The sequence below is a fragment of the Vibrio sp. OY15 genome (genome assembly GCF_000742455.1).
Lineage (GTDB): Bacteria > Pseudomonadota > Gammaproteobacteria > Enterobacterales > Vibrionaceae > Vibrio > Vibrio alginolyticus.
In genome coordinates, this window is record NZ_JPIL01000005.1 from 93144 (window position 1) to 112266 (window position 19123).

Here is a 19123-nt window from a genome sequence, read left to right on the forward strand (position 1 = left end):
ATGTTTAAACAAAAAGGGGCGAGCCTTATTGAGTTTATGATCGCATCTGTGCTTGGGCTTATTTCTCTTGCGACAGTGGGGTCAATCTATGTGAGTGGTCAACGAGTGATAATGGAGCGTTCGAAAGAGTTAATGTTGTTACAGAATTCTGAAAGTGTCGTGCAGATGCTCAAGAGCGACATTCAGCGTGCTGGTTTTGACGGTAACAATGGTCATTCTATAAAAATATCGGGCTCAGCGAACACAATTTACACTCTTGATGATGTTGATAGGGGGCTAATTGCTTACGCCTATTACATAGGTGTTTCTGGCTCTGCTCCTTTATATAAAAACGTGGCTTATGAGCAACGAGTTAATACGCCAGAGTCGCTATTTGTGTGTGAAAAAAAGCAAATAACGATATGGGATGTTAATGACGTGGTCAACCTTGCAGGCACAGGCTCATGTAACACTCTCTTTGATAAAAAAGTTATTCACGTTAATCGATTTGACCTGACTAGTGATTTGCTAGAAAGCACTGATGCAAAAAGTGCACTGGTGACCATTACATTGGGAACCGAATTGAAAGACGTGACAGATATTCGCACGCAGCAGTCGTTTACTGCGATGCAAAGGAACTGGCAGTAATGAAGAAACAACAAGGTGCAGCTGCGTTATTAGTTGTGGGTGTATTGCTAGTTGCGGCATTAATGATGTCGCTTGGTAGCTACAAGTCTCTTTTTTATCAGATCAAGCGTGCCAACAATCAAATTGAAGCACGACAAGAACATTGGCTTGCAGAAGGGGGATTGGAGTGTTTCTATTCTTTAGTTCAAAGTACCGGTGATATTTCTTCTGCAACTTCACTAATTTCAAGCCGATGTGAAACACCTTTAGGTTTACATCAATTAGCATTGGAACCCGACAACAAGCTGTTAAGCAAACCAGCTCCAAACTCCAGCCGGACCGTTGAAAAACAACTTGTCCTTTCAAGAGGAAGAGCGTCCGGAGCACTAAAAAGTAGTACAGATTTATACGTTAATGGTAGCTCCGCATTTTCAACACCAGATCCTGGCGAATTTGTAGGAAGTGGGTGGGAGTGTGTTGCTATTCGCTATAAGAATGCATTTCACTCACGTGCTGGAGCGACAAACCAAGGGGTTATACATGGTTCTGCTCCTTATGCTGATTTTGTTCACAACAATATAGATTGTAAATCGGAACATATGAGTGTGACCTCTTCTGACTCAGATTACGGAGAGGACTTTATTCAAGATGCAGACCTAGAGCCATTTTACGACATTTTTAGAGAGCAACGCAGTGACTGGAACTCGGTGAAATCAGGCTGGGGGTTTACTACGATTGATTACGACGACTCAACTAACCAAGTCGTTACTGATTGTGGAAAGAAAGTTGGGGAGCAAATTTCAGCAGGGAAAACTCATATTTGGGTTACGGGGTCCTGTGAGTTTACTTCCTCTAAAAAGAATAGCTCTGGAGAGTATGAGAATGATTCTGATGGGATAATAATCAAAGGAGGCATTGATTATCTTAATGAAGCTTTTGCCGCTACTGGAGAAGCTCCAATATTACTTGTGGTTCAAGATGGTATTTTTGCTGTACATGGTTCAATGACATTCCCTGGTATGCTCTATCAACTTACGACTAATTCACTTACAGATTTAGATACACATTGGAACTTGTTCGAGGCCAAAGATCATTTTGGGGATGCGGCTAACTTTCCCACGCTTGCTCTAGATAAAGTCGTTTACCTGCAGCGTGGCTCATTTAGTTTTTCGGGGGGACAAGTCTTAGATAGTCCAGGTTACAGTGCTTATTTTGTTAACTCTCTAAATTTTGCTTACAACCGAGATAACATCGATGAGGTCGTTGATCCGATTATTAATTTCCGCTGGAAGAAGGGCTCCTGGAATGATCTCTAAACAAAAAGGTTTTAACCTTCTTGAAGTTCTAATTTCTTTTCTGCTTATCGGTGTTGGGGCTCTAGGTTTAACTAAGCTAAACGTATATCTAGAACGCGAATCCGAATATGCCATAAAAAGTATTGAAGCACTGCGTCTAACAGAGAACCAGCTTGAATGGTTCCGAACGCGTGGTGCTTCGGATGCGCTTTCTACGATTTCTACTGCCAGTTTTGCCTCTATCGTGACAGGATCTTCCGCCACTGGAGCGTACACGGTGGAGTGGGATGTGCCACCTGCTACTGTATCAGGTTCACTAAAGACGATCATCATCACAACAAGTTGGGAAGATAGAATGGGGCAGACGCAATCCGTTCAGCTGAAAACTATGATTTCACAGTACAGTGAATTCGAAAACTAAGTTCAATTGCATACATGGGCTGAGACAAATGCGGGTGTAATTTCTGTTTGATACCGGATTTTTCACGGTTAATAAATGGTTTTTGAACTGTTAATTGAGTTGATGTGCTACTGTTTTTATTATGTTTAATTGAAGTGGTGTTTTTGCAAAATATGTCTCCAATTATGAAAAAAAATCTAGAACCTTGTGCTTTCTCCATTAGTGTTTACTAGAATACTCGTTGGATAGTAGGTCGTTATAATTATTCAAATAGGCCTTGGCACCAACATCATTCACTATGGAGTTACCATGAGTAACCAAGCTGTAAATAAGGCACCATCATCGAAGCCGAGCGGGATGGAGCGCTTTTTAAACTTTATCGAGAGGACAGGTAACAAAATTCCTGATCCTGCGATTTTGTTCTTCTGGGCATTGATCATTACTTGGGCGGCGTCAGCACTTTTGTCGAATGTATCATTCGATCTTCCAAACCCTCGAACGGGCGAAGCTCTTACTATCACCAACTTACTTACGGGCGAAGCGCTAGCAAGTTTCCTTGCTAACATGGTGACGACGTTTACTGGCTTTGCGCCACTGGGTATCGTACTTGTCGCAATGCTAGGTGTGGGTGTTGCAGATTCTTCGGGCTTTATTACGACGGGTCTTAAGAAGATGCTGAACTTCACGCCAGCTAAGCTTCTTACTCCAATGCTTATTTTGGTTGCCATTGTATCGCATACTGCGGCAGATGCAGGCTATGTTCTGGTTATTCCTCTTGGCGGTATTATCTTCCATGCGGCAGGTCGTCACCCTTTAGCAGGTATTGCGGCAGCATTTGCAGGTGTATCTGGTGGCTTCTCTGCAAACTTTATCCCTTCAGGTATCGATCCGCTATTGGCTGGCTTTACGCAAACTGCGGCGCAGGTTCTTGATCCTGAATATGTGGTTAACCCATTAGCGAACATCTTCTTCACTGGCCTATCCTCTATCATTATTGTGGGGATTGGTTGGTACGTGACAGAGAAAATCATCGAGCCTCGTTTATCAAAAATGCCAATTGATGATGATGCGGAAACCGCGCCAAACCTAGGTTCATTTACTGAACTGGAATCAAAAGCATTCCGTTATGCAGGTTGGGCAATGATGGCGGGTATTGCTTTACTTGTTGCAGCGTTAATTCCAGAAACATCAGCACTTCGCTCGCCTGAAGGTGAAATTACTGCCTTCTCAGCACCGATAATGAAGTCTATCGTGCCGTTGATCTTTATTCTGTTTATCATTCCTGGTTACGTTTACGGTAAAGTGTCTGGAACGTTCAAGACCAGCAACGACATTATCAAAGCGATGGCTGATACTATGTCAACCATGGGTGCATACATTGTTATGTCGTTCTTCTGTGCTCAGTTCCTATCTGCATTTGCTCAGTCAAACATCGGTACGATGCTAGCGTTGTATGGCGCAGAAGGCTTAAAAGCGATGAACCTACCAGGTGAAGTGACCATCATCGGTATGATACTTCTAACCGCGTCTGTAAACCTACTTATTGGTTCGGCATCTGCAAAATGGGCTTTAATTGGTCCAATCCTAGTGCCAATGCTAATGGCGGTTGGTATCTCGCCTGAGCTGTCTCAGGCGGCTTACCGTGTGGGTGACTCTGTATCGAACATCATTTCGCCTCTAATGGTATTTTTCCCTCTTGTAGTGGTTTACTGTCAGCGTTATGTGAAGTCGGCTGGTATCGGTACGCTTGCGTCACTAATGATGCCATTCTCGATCGCAATGCTGATCGGTTGGTCTATCTTCCTAGTTGCTTATTGGATGGTAGGTATCCCGCTAGGCATTCAAGCTCCTTACACTTACACAATGTAAAAACGTGTAGGGTGTGAAAGCCGCTAATTGGCAGCCGAAAAGCGCAGGTCTTCGATCTGCGCTTTTTTGTTCTCGCACAACGAACATCGATAGGTCTTGTAACTAGGTTTTTTGGGGTTGCAGACTTTGTCCCGTGATGTGTTGCTGTAGTGAAACCGAAGTTGGTGATAAAATTCCCGACTTCAATCGTTTTTTGTTTCTTTGGAGCCTCCTTTGTCTAACCATCCGTTTACCCCTCAAGATGAATTGTTTATGCGCAGAGCGATGGTGCTTGCCGAGCAAGCAGAAGCTGAGGGGGAAGTACCTGTCGGCGCAGTGCTTGTCAAAGATGGTGAAATTATCGCTGAGGGGTGGAATCGCTCTATTGGTACTAATGACGCTACCGCACATGCTGAGATCCAAACACTGCGTAAAGCAGGCCAAAAGCTAGAAAATTACCGCCTTCTGGATACGACGTTATATGTAACACTTGAGCCATGCCCAATGTGTGCCGGAGCCTTATTGCATAGCCGCGTTAAGCGGGTTGTTTTTGGAGCGCCAGATTTAAAAGCTGGAGCAGCAGGAACAGTGCTTAATTTGTTTGAAAGCCAAGCAGCTTACCATTACGCCTTAGTTGAAAAGGGGCTGCTAGAAGATGAGTGCCGCACTCAGCTACAAGCGTTTTTTAAGCGCCGCCGAAAGGAAATTAAAGCGAAGAAGCAAGCACAAAAAGCATTAGAAAATGGAGAGAGCGAACAAGGTAGTGGGAGTAGTGAGGGCTAGCAAACACCTACAACGTGGTAGATGTTTGCTTGGACGCACTAGTGATTGACTAAATGTACAAAAACACGATTACGTGAACTTACTTTCTTTTTCATACATGTCAGTTTACGTTTACGTCGGATAGCAGCTACTGTGTTATTTAAACGCTTTGACTGCACTCTACGTCTTCTCATATTCAAAACCTCCTGCAGACAAGACTTATACCAGTAAAGCGCGGCTCATCGATGCTTGGCAATAGGCTCGATAATCGCACTAAACATTGTATGGTTTAAACGTTCTTCATTTGACTTCTGCATTGCACAGAGCCAGCAAACAATTTCAATACGATGCTTAATAATAGGAGTGACGTTATTTCGGCAGAGTGTAGCCGAAGGCGCCGCTTCATCAAGTGAGCTAAACCATTTGGTTGTAAAGTAATCTGTTACAAAGCAATCAGTTTTACTAACGATGAAGAAAAGGCGACCAACCAAAGGAATGGTTGAGTGTGGTTGGTGTCACTCAGAATATTGGATTCTAGATAAGTTTTCGTTAGGACTCAATAAAAATGACGAGCTTCATAGGCTCGTCATTTTTTAGTTTACCGCGGGTTTATTCTTCAATGCTTTCTTGTTTGGTGTCTTCTTCAACCGTGACGTCAGAAGCGCCAGAGACTTGTTCTACGACGGTCTCTACTGCGCCCGATATCAAAATGTCGGGGTTGAGCGGCGGAATCACTTGCAAGTCATCGCTATTCTCATCAATCGCTGGCTGTTGGCTGACATGACCAATGATGGATTGGTAGTAACGTCGAATATTTTCTACGTAATTACGCGCTTCATCGCCTCTGGCGTACCCATAGCGAGTTTGGCTGTAATAGCGCTTCTGACGAAGTAAAGGCAGCCTGTCTTTTACATCGGCCCAAGCGTTCGGATCGCCACCTTGTGCTTTGGTGAGTCGTCGTGCGTCCATCATGTGGCCGTAACCAATATTGTATGAAGCTAACGCAAACCATATTTTTTCATGCTCGTTAATGCTATCAGGCACGCGACTTACAATACGACGTAAGTACTCGACACCACCACGAACAGATTGCTCAGGGTCTAAACGGTTAGTCACCCCGACGCTTTTCGCCGTTGGCAGAGTCAGCATCATCATCCCCCTAACACCCGTTGGCGATTTTGCTGTTGGCTTCCAGTGTGACTCTTGATAAGCCAATGCTGCAATTAAGCGCCAGTCGAACTCTTCGCTGTATTTTTGGAATAAAGGTGCCCATTTAGGCAATTTGTCATCCAGAGCTCGAATGAATGCGCGAGTATCAACGTAATCAAATGCCTCAATATGACCAATGTACTTTTCTTCGAGGGTGGACAGTTCTCCTGATTGTTTGATGTTACCGAAAAACTCTATCAGCATCGCATACAAACTTTCGTCTTCAGAACGTCGAGTAAACCAAGACACTGGTTGATCTTCTGTAAGTTCAAATGCGAGCGCAAGATCGGGGTAAAGGCGTTGAGCTAGGGAAAGTTCCACCGAATCAGTCACAGTAAAACGTAACTCACCCGTCGATACGTATTTGAGTAAGTCTCTCGTGTCAGCATCACCAACAATTTCAAACTGAAGTTCTGGATACTGCTTCTTTAACGCTGTTAGGGTCGGAACATATTGCGATTGTTCAACGATCTTTAATGTTTGCGCTCCTGCATTTGTATCTTCGTCGGACTCGTCGTCTTTCGAGGCTTGGTATTCAATGAGTTGTTCGATATCACGTGGTCGAAGTTGCCCTTTTTTATATACCACTTGTTGGCTTACATAATAATAGGCAGGGCCTGGTCTAAATCGTTTGACTGCTTGTGACGTTTGATTTAAACCCGTAGCGATGATATCGATATCTCCTTTCTTAAGAGCAGGAAAAAGCTCAGCCTGGCGAAAGGCTGGTTTAATCTCGAGTTTGACGCCGAGCTGCTCCGCAAACTGACGCGCCAATTCGTAATCCAACCCTGCGGGACCATCGGGACCTATGTAGTAGGAAAGCTGATTGTTTAGCGTGCCAACACGAAGCACACCACGTTCTTGAATTTTTTCAAATTCACTTTTGGGCTCCGACTCAATCTGGCAAGCAGAGAGTAAAAGAACAGAAACTAAAATTAGAGCACTGCGCTTGAGCCGGTTGAAGTGACTTATTTGCATTAATAGGTACATCTTGGAAAATTTCTATTTGCCTTTATATCAAAGCGAGCTCATGGGGCAAAGTGAATCACACACTTATAACGTGACATTGTGTGTTTTATCGACATTTTAGTTGTAATTCAAATTTGACAAAAAAAATGACGCAAACGGTTGCTTTTGGTGTTACATCACAAAAACAATTACTATATAATGCGCTCGCAATGACGAGGTGGAATCGGCATAGGTTCGACAGGGCTTATTTTAAGTGTCTGAATTTATTCCAATATCACCTTAATCAATTGCATAAGAGACCTAAGCACATGAGAATTTTGCGTGGCTCCCCAGCTCTTTCTGAGTTTCGTGTTAATAAACTACTGGAACTTTGTCGTGAACAAGATCTGCCTGTAACTGGCATTTATGCCGAGTTTATGCACTTTGCCGATCTAAAGTCAGACCTTGATGACCAAGAGTTAGAAAAACTTGAAAAGTTACTAACTTACGGCCCAACCATCGAAGAGCATGAGCCTGAAGGTCTTCTACTTCTTGTCACGCCTCGTCCTGGCACTATCTCGCCTTGGTCTTCTAAATCTACCGATATCGCTGTTAACTGTGGTCTGGATAAAGTGAAACGTCTAGAGCGTGGTACGGCTTATTATGTCGAGTCTTCAGTTGTTCTATCAGAAGCTCAAGCTGACGCTGTTAAAGCGTTAATTCACGACCGCATGATGGAAACAGTATTCACAGAATTTGAAGCCGCATCAGCATTATTTACTGTTGCAGAGCCTAAGCCTGTCGCACATGTTGATATCTTAGCTGGCGGTCGTCTTGCGCTTGAAGAGGCAAACGTTTCCCTTGGCTTGGCACTCGCAGAAGATGAAATTGATTACTTGGTAGAGAACTTTACTAAGCTTGGGCGTAACCCAAACGACATTGAATTGATGATGTTTGCTCAGGCGAACTCAGAGCATTGTCGCCACAAAATTTTTAACGCAGATTGGACTATCGACGGGGTAGATCAACCTAAGTCTTTGTTCAAAATGATCAAAAACACTTTTGAAACGACACCTGACTATGTACTGTCTGCATACAAAGACAACGCAGCCGTTATGACAGGTTCTAAAGCGGGGCGTTTCTTCCCTGACCCTAAATCTCGTCAATACACGTACCACCATGAAGATACGCACATCTTGATGAAGGTAGAAACGCACAACCACCCAACGGCAATCTCTCCATGGCCGGGCGCATCGACTGGCTCAGGCGGTGAAATCCGTGACGAAGGCGCGACGGGTATCGGCGGTAAGCCAAAAGCGGGTCTGGTTGGCTTTACAACCTCTAACTTACGTATTCCTGGTTTTGAACAGCCATGGGAAACCGACTTCGGCAAGCCGGGTCGTATTGTGAATGCGTTAGACATCATGCTTGAAGGCCCTCTTGGCGGCGCGGCATTCAACAACGAATTTGGTCGTCCAAATCTATTGGGTTACTTCCGTACTTACGAAGAAAAAGTCACTTCTCATGCGGGTGAAGAAATTCGTGGTTACCACAAACCAATCATGATTGCTGGTGGTATGGGTAACATCCGCGATGAACACGTACAGAAGAAAGAGATCCCTGTAGGTGCGAGCCTAATCGTACTTGGTGGTCCGGCAATGAACATCGGTCTTGGTGGTGGTGCGGCATCTTCCATGGCATCTGGTCAGTCAGCAGAAGATCTGGACTTCGCTTCGGTACAGCGTGAAAACCCAGAGATGGAACGTCGCTGTCAGGAAGTGATCGACCGTTGTTGGCAGTTAGGCGACGATAACCCAATCGCATTTATCCACGATGTGGGTGCAGGCGGTATCTCTAACGCATTGCCTGAACTTGTCGACGACGGTGAGCGTGGCGGTAAGTTCCAATTACGCGATGTACCAAACGATGAGCCGGGCATGAGCCCACTGGAAATCTGGTGTAACGAATCACAGGAACGTTACGTTCTAGCGGTAGCGCCAGAAAACATGGAAGCATTCGACGCCATCTGTAAGCGTGAACGCGCACCGTATGCAGTGGTGGGTGTGGCGACAGAAGAGCGTCATCTAACGCTAGAAGATTCTCACTTCGACAATACGCCAATCGATATGCCAATGGATATCCTGCTTGGTAAGCCACCGAAGATGCACCGTGACGCAACCACACTAAAAGTGGAAAGCCCTGCCATTGTTCGTGATGGTATGGAGCTTAATGAAGCGGTGGATCGCGTACTTCGTCTTCCTGCTGTTGCAGAAAAAACATTCCTAATTACTATCGGTGACCGAACAGTAACGGGTCTGGTTGCTCGTGATCAAATGGTTGGTCCTTGGCAGGTACCAGTAGCAAACTGCGCAGTAACAGCGGCAAGCTACGACACTTACCATGGCGAAGCAATGTCGATGGGTGAGCGCACGCCAGTGGCATTACTAGACTTTGGAGCATCGGCTCGCCTAGCCGTTGGTGAGTCACTAACGAACATTGCGGCAACAGACATCGGTGATATTAAACACATTAAACTGTCTGCGAACTGGATGTCTCCAGCGGGTCACCCAGGTGAAGATGCGGGTCTTTACGAAGCAGTGAAAGCGGTTGGTGAAGAATTGTGTCCTGCGTTAGGTTTGACGATCCCAGTTGGTAAAGACTCCATGTCGATGAAAACCAAGTGGGAAGAAAACGGCGAGAGCAAAGAAGTCACTTCTCCACTGTCGCTAGTTATCACGGCATTTGGTCGTGTGGAAGACGTACGTAAGACCGTGACTCCACAACTACGCACTGACAAAGGAGATACCTCTCTAGTTCTTGTTGACTTGGGTAACGGAAAAAACCGCTTAGGTGCGACAGCATTGGCACAAGTATACAAACAGCTGGGTGACAAACCTGCTGACGTAGATAATGCAGAGCAGCTAAAAGGCTTCTTTGATGCAATGCAAGCGTTAGTACGTGATGACAAGCTAGTGGCTTACCACGATAAAGGCGACGGCGGTCTTTTTGTTACACTGGCTGAGATGGCGTTCGCGGGTCACTGTGGCGTAAAAGCGAACATCGCAGAGCTGGGTGATGATGCGCTAGCCGTTCTATTTAACGAAGAGCTAGGTGCGGTTGTTCAAGTTAAGAATGATGATCTAGATTCAGTTCTATCTACTCTGGCGGCAAACGGCTTAGAGGCATGCTCACATGTGATTGGTTCTGTTGAAGCTTCAGACGACTTTGTTATCACTTCTGGTGATGCAGTTGTGCTTGAACGTTCACGTACCGAACTACGCGTTATCTGGGCTGAAACAACGCATAAGATGCAAAGTCTACGTGATAACCCAGCGTGTGCAGACCAAGAGCACGAAGCTAAGAAAGACAACTCTGACCCTGGTCTAAACGTTAAGCTCAGCTTCGACGTAAATGAAGACGTTGCAGCACCGTACATTGCGAAAGGTGCTAAACCTAAGATGGCAATCCTACGTGAGCAGGGCGTTAACTCCCACGTCGAAATGGCAGCAGCGTTTGACCGCGCAGGTTTTGAAGCAACCGACATCCATATGAGCGATATCCTAACGGGCCAAGCGGTACTGGATGAATACCATGGCTTAGTAGCTTGTGGTGGCTTCTCTTACGGCGACGTACTAGGTGCGGGTGAAGGTTGGGCTAAGTCTATCCTGTTTAACGCACAAGCTCGTGAACAGTTCCAAGCCTTCTTCAACCGTGAAGAGACGTTCTCTTTAGGTGTATGTAACGGTTGTCAGATGCTATCAAACCTGAAAGAGCTGATCCCAGGTGCAGACTTGTGGCCACGTTTTGTGCGCAACGAATCTGAGCGTTTTGAAGCGCGCTTTAGTCTAGTTGAAGTTCAGAAATCTGATTCTGTATTCTTTGATGGCATGGCTGGTTCGCGTATGCCAATCGCGGTTTCCCACGGAGAAGGGCGTGTAGAAGTACGTGATGCAGAGCACCTAGCAGCGATCGAGGCATCAGGTACGGTTGCGGTTCGTTACGTGGATAACCTCGGTAACCCAACACAACAATACCCGAACAACCCGAATGGTTCGCCAAACGCGATTACCGGTTTAACAACAGCAGACGGTCGCGTAACTATCATGATGCCTCACCCAGAGCGCGTATTCCGCACAGTTGCAAATTCTTGGGCTCCGGAAGGTTGGGGTGAAAATGGCGCTTGGATGCGTATGTTCCAAAATGCCCGTAAGAATATCGGTTAATTAACCAAAAGTTAATCTAGCTTAAGTAAAGCGTTGGTTGAGAGACCAGCGCTTTCTTTTTTCTTATCACTCTTTTTTCTTCGTCGCTCTTTCTAGTGACTTGGCGAAACGTTGCTTTGTTCTGCCTCTTCTTTGTCATCTATTATCTAGCGTAAAAAACTTGCAGCGTTTAGATTACTTTTATGCTCTAATACCGCGCTTACCAAGGGATGGTGTTAAACAGCTCAGCTTAGATGGAGTTATCAAGTTGACCGAATCCCTGATTGATCCCTAAATCCCTTAGGAAATGAAAGAAATGTCTAAGAATCCAAAATTTGCTATCCGCGTCACTGAAAAACGTAACGGCTGGAGCGCAGAAATCACTCGCCAAGTGACATCTCGTAAGACTGTAGTATCAAAGCGTGAAACAGGCTTTGACAGCGAAGAGAAAGCACAAGCTTGGGCTGAACAAGAACTGGCTGGATTTATCCAAAACCAAGTGGTTCGTAACGAGCGTAAAGCAGCGCAACGTCAAGAGCGCGAAGCAGAACAACTAGCGGCAAAAGTTCGTAAAGAAGAAGCCCGCAAAGCACGTGAAACCGAAGTAGACACTGACGAAGAATAAGTTTAAATCGGTGAGATGGTGACGTTACCCATCAAACAAATAGTGAAAATGCCCTGAGTTTTGTCTCAGGGCATTTTTTATTTATATCGGCTAAAAACAATCCGACGATACGGACAAGCTAAACGTGCCGTCTTCAGGGGCTGCAAATTGTTTATTGCCAGGAAGAAGGTGAGGGTTATTAGCATAAGTGCGATGTGTCGATTTGACCTTTGCAGAATGTCTTTCCGGTAAATCAAAGTGTTGTAAGCCGTCAGATAGATCGTTTGCTTCACCGTAGTCGAAATGTGTTGCGACGTCTTTGGGCTGCTTGGCGTAACGACAGTGATCCGGCTTACCATCTTCGTGCCAAGTTAAAGAGTTAGTTTTTGCATCTAGATTCAGGTTATTTGCTGTTGGCTGTGCGTAAAAATCTTCTGAAACTTGGTGCTTGCTTTGTTCTTGTAAGTAGTCTGCAATGTTCTCAGAAGCTTGCGCTAGGCTACCTACAGGGAAGAAGCAAATCAGAAGAAGCCGTGTTTTTAGATTGTTCATAATGTGTATGTAAGCAAAAGGAAATGATAATACTGATAAATAAAACGGCGTGCAATTATGGCCATTGGATACGATATAACAGGGCAGTTAATGTCTGCCCTGCATCTTTTAGGTATGGTTAGTATTGATAAGTGAGGTGCAGTTTGACTTCGCGACCAGGCGAAGGCACGCCATTAGATAGGTATGCTTCGTAGTAACGATCGGTTAAGTTTTTCACAACCGCGCCAACGCTCAAGCCTTCGACTTGTTGTATTTCCCAAACCACGTAAGCGTTTTGTAGCGTGTATTGCTCACTTGGCGATTTCACTTTTAAATTATTACCGCTTGCCTTGGTTTTGGTTTGCGCATCATACCAGCGGACTTCCCAGCCCGTACGTAAACCAGGAATCCATTCGTAACCTAAACCCAGATTAATGTTTAATGGCGGTACATCAGGATGATCATCATCTGAACCTGTAGAGTCAGATAGGCTACCTTTGTTTTTGCCGCGAATGTAACTTGCTGAGAAATTACTGTAGAAATCTTCAATCCGGTATTGTGAAATTAGCTCAAAGCCATAGTTTTTAAAGCCATCTAGGTTTGTATTCCAGCTTTGTAACTCAGTAGTATTTTTGTCGAGGTTTTCGCCCGTTCGTATATCAACTGTGTCGCTAACATCGTTATAGAACATAGTTAACTCTGTTGCGAGGTTATCGCGAGAGTTCACCAGCCCTTCCGTTAAGTTGATAACGCTTGCTTGATAAGCATGGATACGAGACACGTCCAGATTCAAAGCAGTAGCCGTAGCGGTAGCTCGCGCATATTGCACTGAGTAGATGTTATCAACGGTTGGTGCTTTTAAAGCGTAGGCGTAGGAGGCGTTTAAACGCGTATTATTGCTCGCATCAAAGTCGATATCCAAACGTGGGCTAAAGCCTTTATGCGTCGTTTCACCATAGTCATGTCCGGCAGCTGGATCATTATAATCCGGCGCTGCGTTCCCTTTTCCTTCACTCTTGATGTATTCGTAACGCAGAGAAGGTGTGATTGTTAGGCGGTCTGTTGCTTGATAGTGATCAGCAATGTAAGCGGCATAAATTGACTGCGTGCCAGATGGTTCGTAGTAAGGGGTGTACCAACCGTAGTTTTTCGCTTCATTACTGTCGTATGATGCGTTGAATACTAACGAGTCTCTATCGGTTTTTTGATATTGAAGCCCAGTGACTAGAGTGTGGTCTCCGAATTGTGCTTGGTTAAACACATCAACGTAGTCACGCTCGTAACTCAGCCATGACTCATGACCGTAACTGCCAACAGAAACGAACATTTTCTCGAATGCTACGTCAGGGCGAACCCAATGACGATCGTTTTCGGAACGTGCCATTTTGATATTGAAATCAATATACGGGTTAGTCGGCATGTAGTGGTAAGAGATGGTTGTGGTGTTGTCCGTGTATTTGTTATCGACGGTGTAAGCGTATTGGGCTTTTTCTAATGAGCCGTATTTCTTGATATTGTATTCGGTGATGTTAGGCATTTTTCCGCGGCGGTTAGCCCAAGGTTTACGACCTTCATCTTTGTAGCGAGTGTGGCTAATTTCAAACTCGTGATCGTTGTTTTCATAACCGACTTTTACGAGCATGTTTTCTTGCTCATAACCTGAGTAATCCAGCGTTTCACCACCACCGACTTTAATGTCATCAGAATCTTTTACCGAGCCATTCGCTAGAAAATAAAAACCAGCATCGTTTTTACCATAGAGTGTTAGCGTGTAGGCGTTCTCATCGCCGTTGTTGTTATATGCACTTGAGATGCGAGCACCAAAGTTTCTGTCGCCGTACAGGAGATCATCGACACTTTTGGTTTTAATGCGAATGGAGCCACCAAACTTCCCGTTGAGTGCTCGATAGTCGTGCGCGCCCTTGATAATTTCTGCTTCGCCAATTAAGAACGGATCAAAAAAGAAGGTACCGTAGCGGTATTGTTGAAAGCCAATTGGAGCGCCATCGACAAAGACGGCGATATCGCTTGGATCATCAAAACCACGAATGTTAATACGTTCGCCACCAGAACGACCGCCACCATCTATTGATGCACCGGGAACGGCATCGATCATTGAGGCAAAATTAGAGTACTGTTGCTCTTCAATCTCTGACCAATTAATGGTGGTTTGCGCAGGCTCAGCAATGGTAATGGGTTTGGCATAACGAACGCCTATGACTTCAAGCTCTTCATTTGGCGCTGTCTCGGCATATGAATAAAGAGGGAAGAGCAAAGCCAGTGAAATGAGATTTACTTTGAATGGATGACTTATTAATCGTTTCATATTGATGATTTATAGTGTTTTTATGAAGCTCGGATTATAAGAACATTATTACGATTAATAAATGATAATGAGATTAATTATCAAATGTGTTTTTGCGACGGATTGTAAAGTTTTTTATCCATTCGTGGAAACTACGATAAGTATCGTTAGCGTACATAAAACAAAAAGCCCAGCATCATGGACGCTGAGCTTATTGGCTTTAAACAAGATAGTGCGAGCACTGTTGCTCCTTTTGAGCTAATCAGGCGCCTACTTGGTAGGAATTACTGAGTTTCTAACGGTATCTGTCCGGTGGTCAGCGGCTCGGCATCGAATTCAGTGAGGCCTTCAATATAGCTTTCGACTGCTTGCTCTAAAGCATTATCACCTTGGTTAAAATAGGCAAGGTGGAAAATTGCATCGCCTTCGTTCACCAATGGTAATGTTTGTTGACCGATAACCAAACCACGCTTCGGGGCTTTTAGTTCTATCTCGTCATGACCAAGAGGAGAGCTAATATAAGCGAGCGTTTCACCCTGTTCTACTTTGTCTCCCAGATTAACGACAGTACGCAAAATGCCGTTACCTGACGCGCGAACCCAGCTGGTGGACTTCGCTATGATAGGCTCAGGCAGCTTTTTCCTGCTCGCACGCAACATACCAATGGCTTGCATTACGCGCCGAACCCCGAGTACACCAGCGCTGATCGAAAGTGGATCAAAACGCAATGCTTCGCCAGCTTCGTAGGTGAGCACTGGAATATCGCATTTTTCTGCTTCACTGCGTAAAGAGCCATCACGCAATGCTGAATCAACAATCACTGGCGTTGCAAATGCTTGAGCAATACGCAGAGTTTCTGAGTTGCTTAAGTTTGCGCGGATCTGTGGCAAGTTCGTGCGATGAATGGCCCCTGTGTGTAGATCCAAAATGTAGTCACAACGCTTGGCAATGTTGTTAAAGAACCCGTGTGCCATACGAGATGCAAGTGCGCCTTTTTCACTGCCAGGAAAGCAACGGTTGAGATCTCGTCGGTCGGGCAAGTAACGAGATTTATGGATGAAACCAAAAACGTTAACGATAGGTACTGCAATGACAGTGCCTTTCAGTTTTTGTGGATCCAGTTGGTTAATGATCTGACGAACGATTTCTACGCCATTAAGCTCATCACCATGGATAGCGGCATTCACCATTAACACTGGTCCTTCTTGTTTCCCATGGATGATTTCCACAGGAATAGATAAAGGCGAATGTGTATATAGCTTCGCTGCTTCAAATTCGATCTCTAATCGTTGTCCTGGTTGTATTTGATGTCCTAAGAGCTCAAATACTTTGCTTTTTTTACTTCTGGCCATAAACCATCTCTGTCAAATGCGTCATCAGCAATGTAACAATTGCTGCAAAATCGCACTAATCATTCTCATTAAGGACACGACAAATTACTTTAATCGTCATGCGTGAAATTTTGGTATGTGTGAAGTTTTTGTTTTCAATATGATCTTTTCTATCAGTTTAATACATAACAAGCCATAGAGAAGAGAGCGCAATAATAGCCTTAAAAAATGTGACTGTATTAAAAATAATACTGTTCATGGAGGACAAAAAAACGGACTTTTAACCCTACTTTTTATCCGATAATATCCGCGCCGAATTTGAGGTTTCACACTTTCTAACTAGAGGTTTTGATGAAAAAGGCAATTGCTAAAATTGGTGCATTGACTGCGGTAGCAGTTTCACTTTCAGGTTGCGTAGGTAGTAATGCCGTGACAGGTTATGTCATGGGGTTTAACTTGAAAGCTGTTGACAACCGTTACGCTCGAGGTGGCCTAAATATGCTTTTAGCGCCTGTTTATGGTGTCGCGATCGCAGCGGATTATATCGTGTTTAACTCTCTAGAATTTTGGACGGGTAAGAACCCGTTAAATGGTAAGCCACATATCTTCGATACAAAGGTAGATACTTACATTGATGTCAATCACCAGTTAGATAAGTCGTTAACGACGGCACCAATCGCACCATTAGCGGATAACCGTGTCATTGAGCAGGGGCGAATGCAGCAAATCGATGAGAACACTGTTCAAATGGATATTACTTACAGTAACGGTGAAAAGGCGACACTCATGGGTGTACGCGATGGTGAGTTTGTTACTTACTACATTGATGGTGAAGTTGCTGCACAAACCTCAATGGATGAATTAGCCGCTTACGCGCAAAACCGTGTGTAGTTGGGTTCAACTAAACCAAAAAAAGGGTGCCGTATGGCACCCTTTGTCATTTTTCGTGATTGAATTATGCTTTCTCTGGAATCGCTTCTAAAAGCGCGACCATCTGATCCCAGTACAACTGAACAGTATCAATCTTCACTTTCTCATCTGGAGAGTGAGGGAATTTTATTGTTGGACCGAAAGAAACCATATCCATGTGTGGGTATGGTTCTTTAAATAGGCCACACTCAAGACCAGCATGGATGACCATGATGTTCGGCTTATGACCGTAAATGCCTTCATACATATCACGGAAAATTGCCATGATCTCGGAATCTGCATCTGGCTTCCAGCCAGGGTAAGCGCCTGAGAACTGAATTTGCGCGCCTGCTAGCTCAGTAATCGAGCGCAGCATGCTTTCCACTTGGCTACGGCCAGAGTCAATGAGAGAACGAATCAAGCAAAGCACGGTGACTTTATTTTCTTCTGTGCTGATCACACCAACGTTTAGAGAAGTTTCAACAACGCCTTCCACCTCATCACTCATACGGATTACGCCGTTTGGACAAGCGTTAAGTGCCGCAATGAATCGTTGCTGATCGGCGATTGAAAATACTTGCGCGTCAGTCGTGATCACTTCATTAAAGGTTACGATACCTGTTTCGATTTTACCCAATTCAGTTTTAAGCAGCTCAGTGTAGTGGTTGAACAGCTCAGCAAGCTTGTCTTGGTTTTCGACAGGAAGCGCGACAGTAACAAACGCTTCGCGAGGGATTGCATTACGTAAGCTACCACCACGGAATTCGACTAAACGTAAATCAAGCTCTTGAGCATGACCGGCAAGGAAACGACCAAGTAATTTGTTGGCATTACCGCGACCTGTGTGAATGTCACAACCTGAGTGACCACCTTTTAGGCCTTTCAGCGTCAGTTGGCGTGTTACAAAACCTGCAGGCGTTGATTCTCGAGAAATATCGAAAGTCATGGTGCCATCAACGCCACCTGCACAACCCATGTAGACTTCGCCTTCTTGTTCAGAGTCTGTATTTAGAAGAATCTCACCCTCTAACCAACCAGCTTCAAGGCCAAATGCGCCAGTCATGCCTGCTTCTTCATCAATCGTCAGCAGAACTTCGAGTGGACCGTGCTTAATATCTTTAGATGCCAATACAGCAAGGCAAGAAGCCATACCAATACCGTTATCTGCACCAAGCGTCGTGCCTTTCGCAGTTACCCATTCGCCATTGATGTAAGGTTGGATTGGATCTTTGGTGAAGTCGTGTTCAGTGTCTTCGTTTTTCTGCGGCACCATGTCGATGTGTGCTTGAAGTACAACAGCCTTCTTATTTTCCATTCCTGGTGTCGCGGGCTTTTTGATGAACACGTTACCGGTTGGATCACGGCGAACGTCAAAGCCTTGCTCTGTTGCCCAGTTGATAATGTACTGTGCTAATGCTTCTTCATGTTTCGATGGATGAGGGATAGAACAAATCTTATCGAAAAACTGCCAAAGTGGAGCAGGTGATAAGGTACTGATCTCAGAATGGAACTCAGACACGGATGACTCCTTTTGATGTGCTTTGCCAAATATATACCGTAAAAATATTATCAAGGTAGCATTAAATGCTATACGATTTGGCCTTCAAATTGCCGTTAGCATACCACCAGATAAAGAGTACGAGTAGTCGCGATCACAAGGATTTCTCTCAGAACTGTCACAGTTTGTGAATACAATAACAAGCACTATGTGTTCTCTATCATATATTCTGAAAGTGGCTTTATTTTTTAATTCATAAAATTGTAATTTAATTACACATAAACTTTGATAAAGGTCAATTTGTGCATTTTTTGTGATTCCAATCACTAAAATGCTTGTAATTAAATTTCTTGGTGGTATATTTGTAACCAGCTTCTGAGAGAAGAATGAAATGCTCAAAGGATGAGTCCGTTTTATCGCCTCCAAGGAACCGAGAAATCAACGAATGTTTAATTGATTTAAAAGGTGATAGTTATGAAAGGTTTACCAAGTACAATGTTCTGGAATAGCAAGTCTGTTTACACCGGTAACTTTGTATACCCAACAAGCTTTGGCTACTAAGTGAAGTCAACGCATGTGACTCGAACAGTTTGTTCACCCCTATAAATTGGAATTTTTTTTCAGTGATAGTGCTGACATGATTCACCGCCACCCAAATTGGGTGGCGTTTTTTAT

General features: G+C 44.5%; 13 protein-coding genes. 8 read left to right on the top strand and 5 right to left on the bottom strand.

Annotated features, from left to right (window positions below):
• The 5 genes from IJ23_RS06730 (at position 1) to tadA (ending at position 4932) form a co-directional block, all read left to right on the top strand.
• On the top strand, positions 1-627 hold the full coding sequence (locus IJ23_RS06730) for a PilW family protein (protein WP_033905826.1): 627 nt from the start codon (positions 1-3) through the stop codon (positions 625-627).
• Positions 627-1922, top strand: a complete 1296-nt coding sequence (locus IJ23_RS06735) for a hypothetical protein (protein WP_033905827.1) — start codon at positions 627-629, stop codon at positions 1920-1922. Before IJ23_RS06730 ends, IJ23_RS06735 begins: the two co-directional genes overlap by 1 nt.
• A complete protein-coding gene (locus IJ23_RS06740) occupies positions 1912-2322 on the top strand; it encodes a type IV pilus modification PilV family protein (RefSeq protein ID WP_031780848.1) in 411 nt (136 codons plus the stop codon). The genes IJ23_RS06735 and IJ23_RS06740 overlap by 11 nt, the downstream gene beginning before the upstream one ends.
• Positions 2323-2610: 288 nt before the next feature.
• On the top strand, positions 2611-4170 hold the full coding sequence (locus IJ23_RS06745; protein WP_017635695.1) for an AbgT family transporter: 1560 nt from the start codon (positions 2611-2613) through the stop codon (positions 4168-4170).
• 252 nt (positions 4171-4422) lie between these two features.
• Complete coding sequence (tadA, locus tag IJ23_RS06750; RefSeq protein WP_064376798.1) at positions 4423-4932, top strand: tRNA adenosine(34) deaminase TadA; 510 nt, start codon at positions 4423-4425, stop codon at positions 4930-4932.
• 588 nt (positions 4933-5520) lie between these two features.
• Here tadA and mltF read toward each other — a convergent pair.
• Positions 5521-7098, bottom strand: coding sequence for a membrane-bound lytic murein transglycosylase MltF (gene mltF, locus IJ23_RS06755; RefSeq protein WP_033905868.1), 1578 nt, complete (start codon positions 7096-7098; stop codon positions 5521-5523).
• Between the two features lie 299 nt (positions 7099-7397).
• Here mltF and purL point away from each other — a divergent pair, with 299 nt between their 5' ends.
• Positions 7398-11291 carry a phosphoribosylformylglycinamidine synthase gene (purL, locus tag IJ23_RS06760; RefSeq protein ID WP_033905829.1) on the top strand — a complete coding sequence of 1298 codons (3894 nt, stop codon included), beginning with the start codon at positions 7398-7400 and terminating at the stop codon, positions 11289-11291.
• A 295-nt stretch (positions 11292-11586) separates the two neighbouring features.
• Positions 11587-11895, top strand: coding sequence for a DUF3622 domain-containing protein (locus IJ23_RS06765; protein ID WP_025998700.1), 309 nt, complete (start codon positions 11587-11589; stop codon positions 11893-11895).
• A gap of 90 nt (positions 11896-11985) precedes the next feature.
• On the opposite strand, the gene IJ23_RS06770 is transcribed toward IJ23_RS06765, so the two are convergent.
• From IJ23_RS06770 to IJ23_RS06780, 3 genes are all read right to left on the bottom strand, one after another.
• Positions 11986-12426, bottom strand: coding sequence for a hypothetical protein (locus IJ23_RS06770; RefSeq protein ID WP_005381599.1), 441 nt, complete (start codon positions 12424-12426; stop codon positions 11986-11988).
• A 118-nt stretch (positions 12427-12544) separates the two neighbouring features.
• Complete coding sequence (locus IJ23_RS06775) at positions 12545-14731, bottom strand: TonB-dependent receptor domain-containing protein (RefSeq protein WP_033905830.1); 2187 nt, start codon at positions 14729-14731, stop codon at positions 12545-12547.
• Between the two features lie 263 nt (positions 14732-14994).
• Positions 14995-16062 carry a succinylglutamate desuccinylase/aspartoacylase family protein gene (locus tag IJ23_RS06780; RefSeq protein ID WP_017635689.1) on the bottom strand — a complete coding sequence of 356 codons (1068 nt, stop codon included), beginning with the start codon at positions 16060-16062 and terminating at the stop codon, positions 14995-14997.
• A 330-nt stretch (positions 16063-16392) separates the two neighbouring features.
• Between IJ23_RS06780 and IJ23_RS06785 the strand changes: the two genes are divergently transcribed.
• Complete coding sequence (locus IJ23_RS06785) at positions 16393-16932, top strand: DUF3332 domain-containing protein (RefSeq protein WP_005381596.1); 540 nt, start codon at positions 16393-16395, stop codon at positions 16930-16932.
• A 64-nt stretch (positions 16933-16996) separates the two neighbouring features.
• Here IJ23_RS06785 and IJ23_RS06790 read toward each other — a convergent pair whose 3' ends face one another.
• Entirely contained in the window at positions 16997-18469 is a 1473-nt protein-coding gene (locus IJ23_RS06790) for an aminoacyl-histidine dipeptidase (protein ID WP_033905832.1), read from the bottom strand.
• Positions 18470-19123 lie beyond the last annotated feature (654 nt).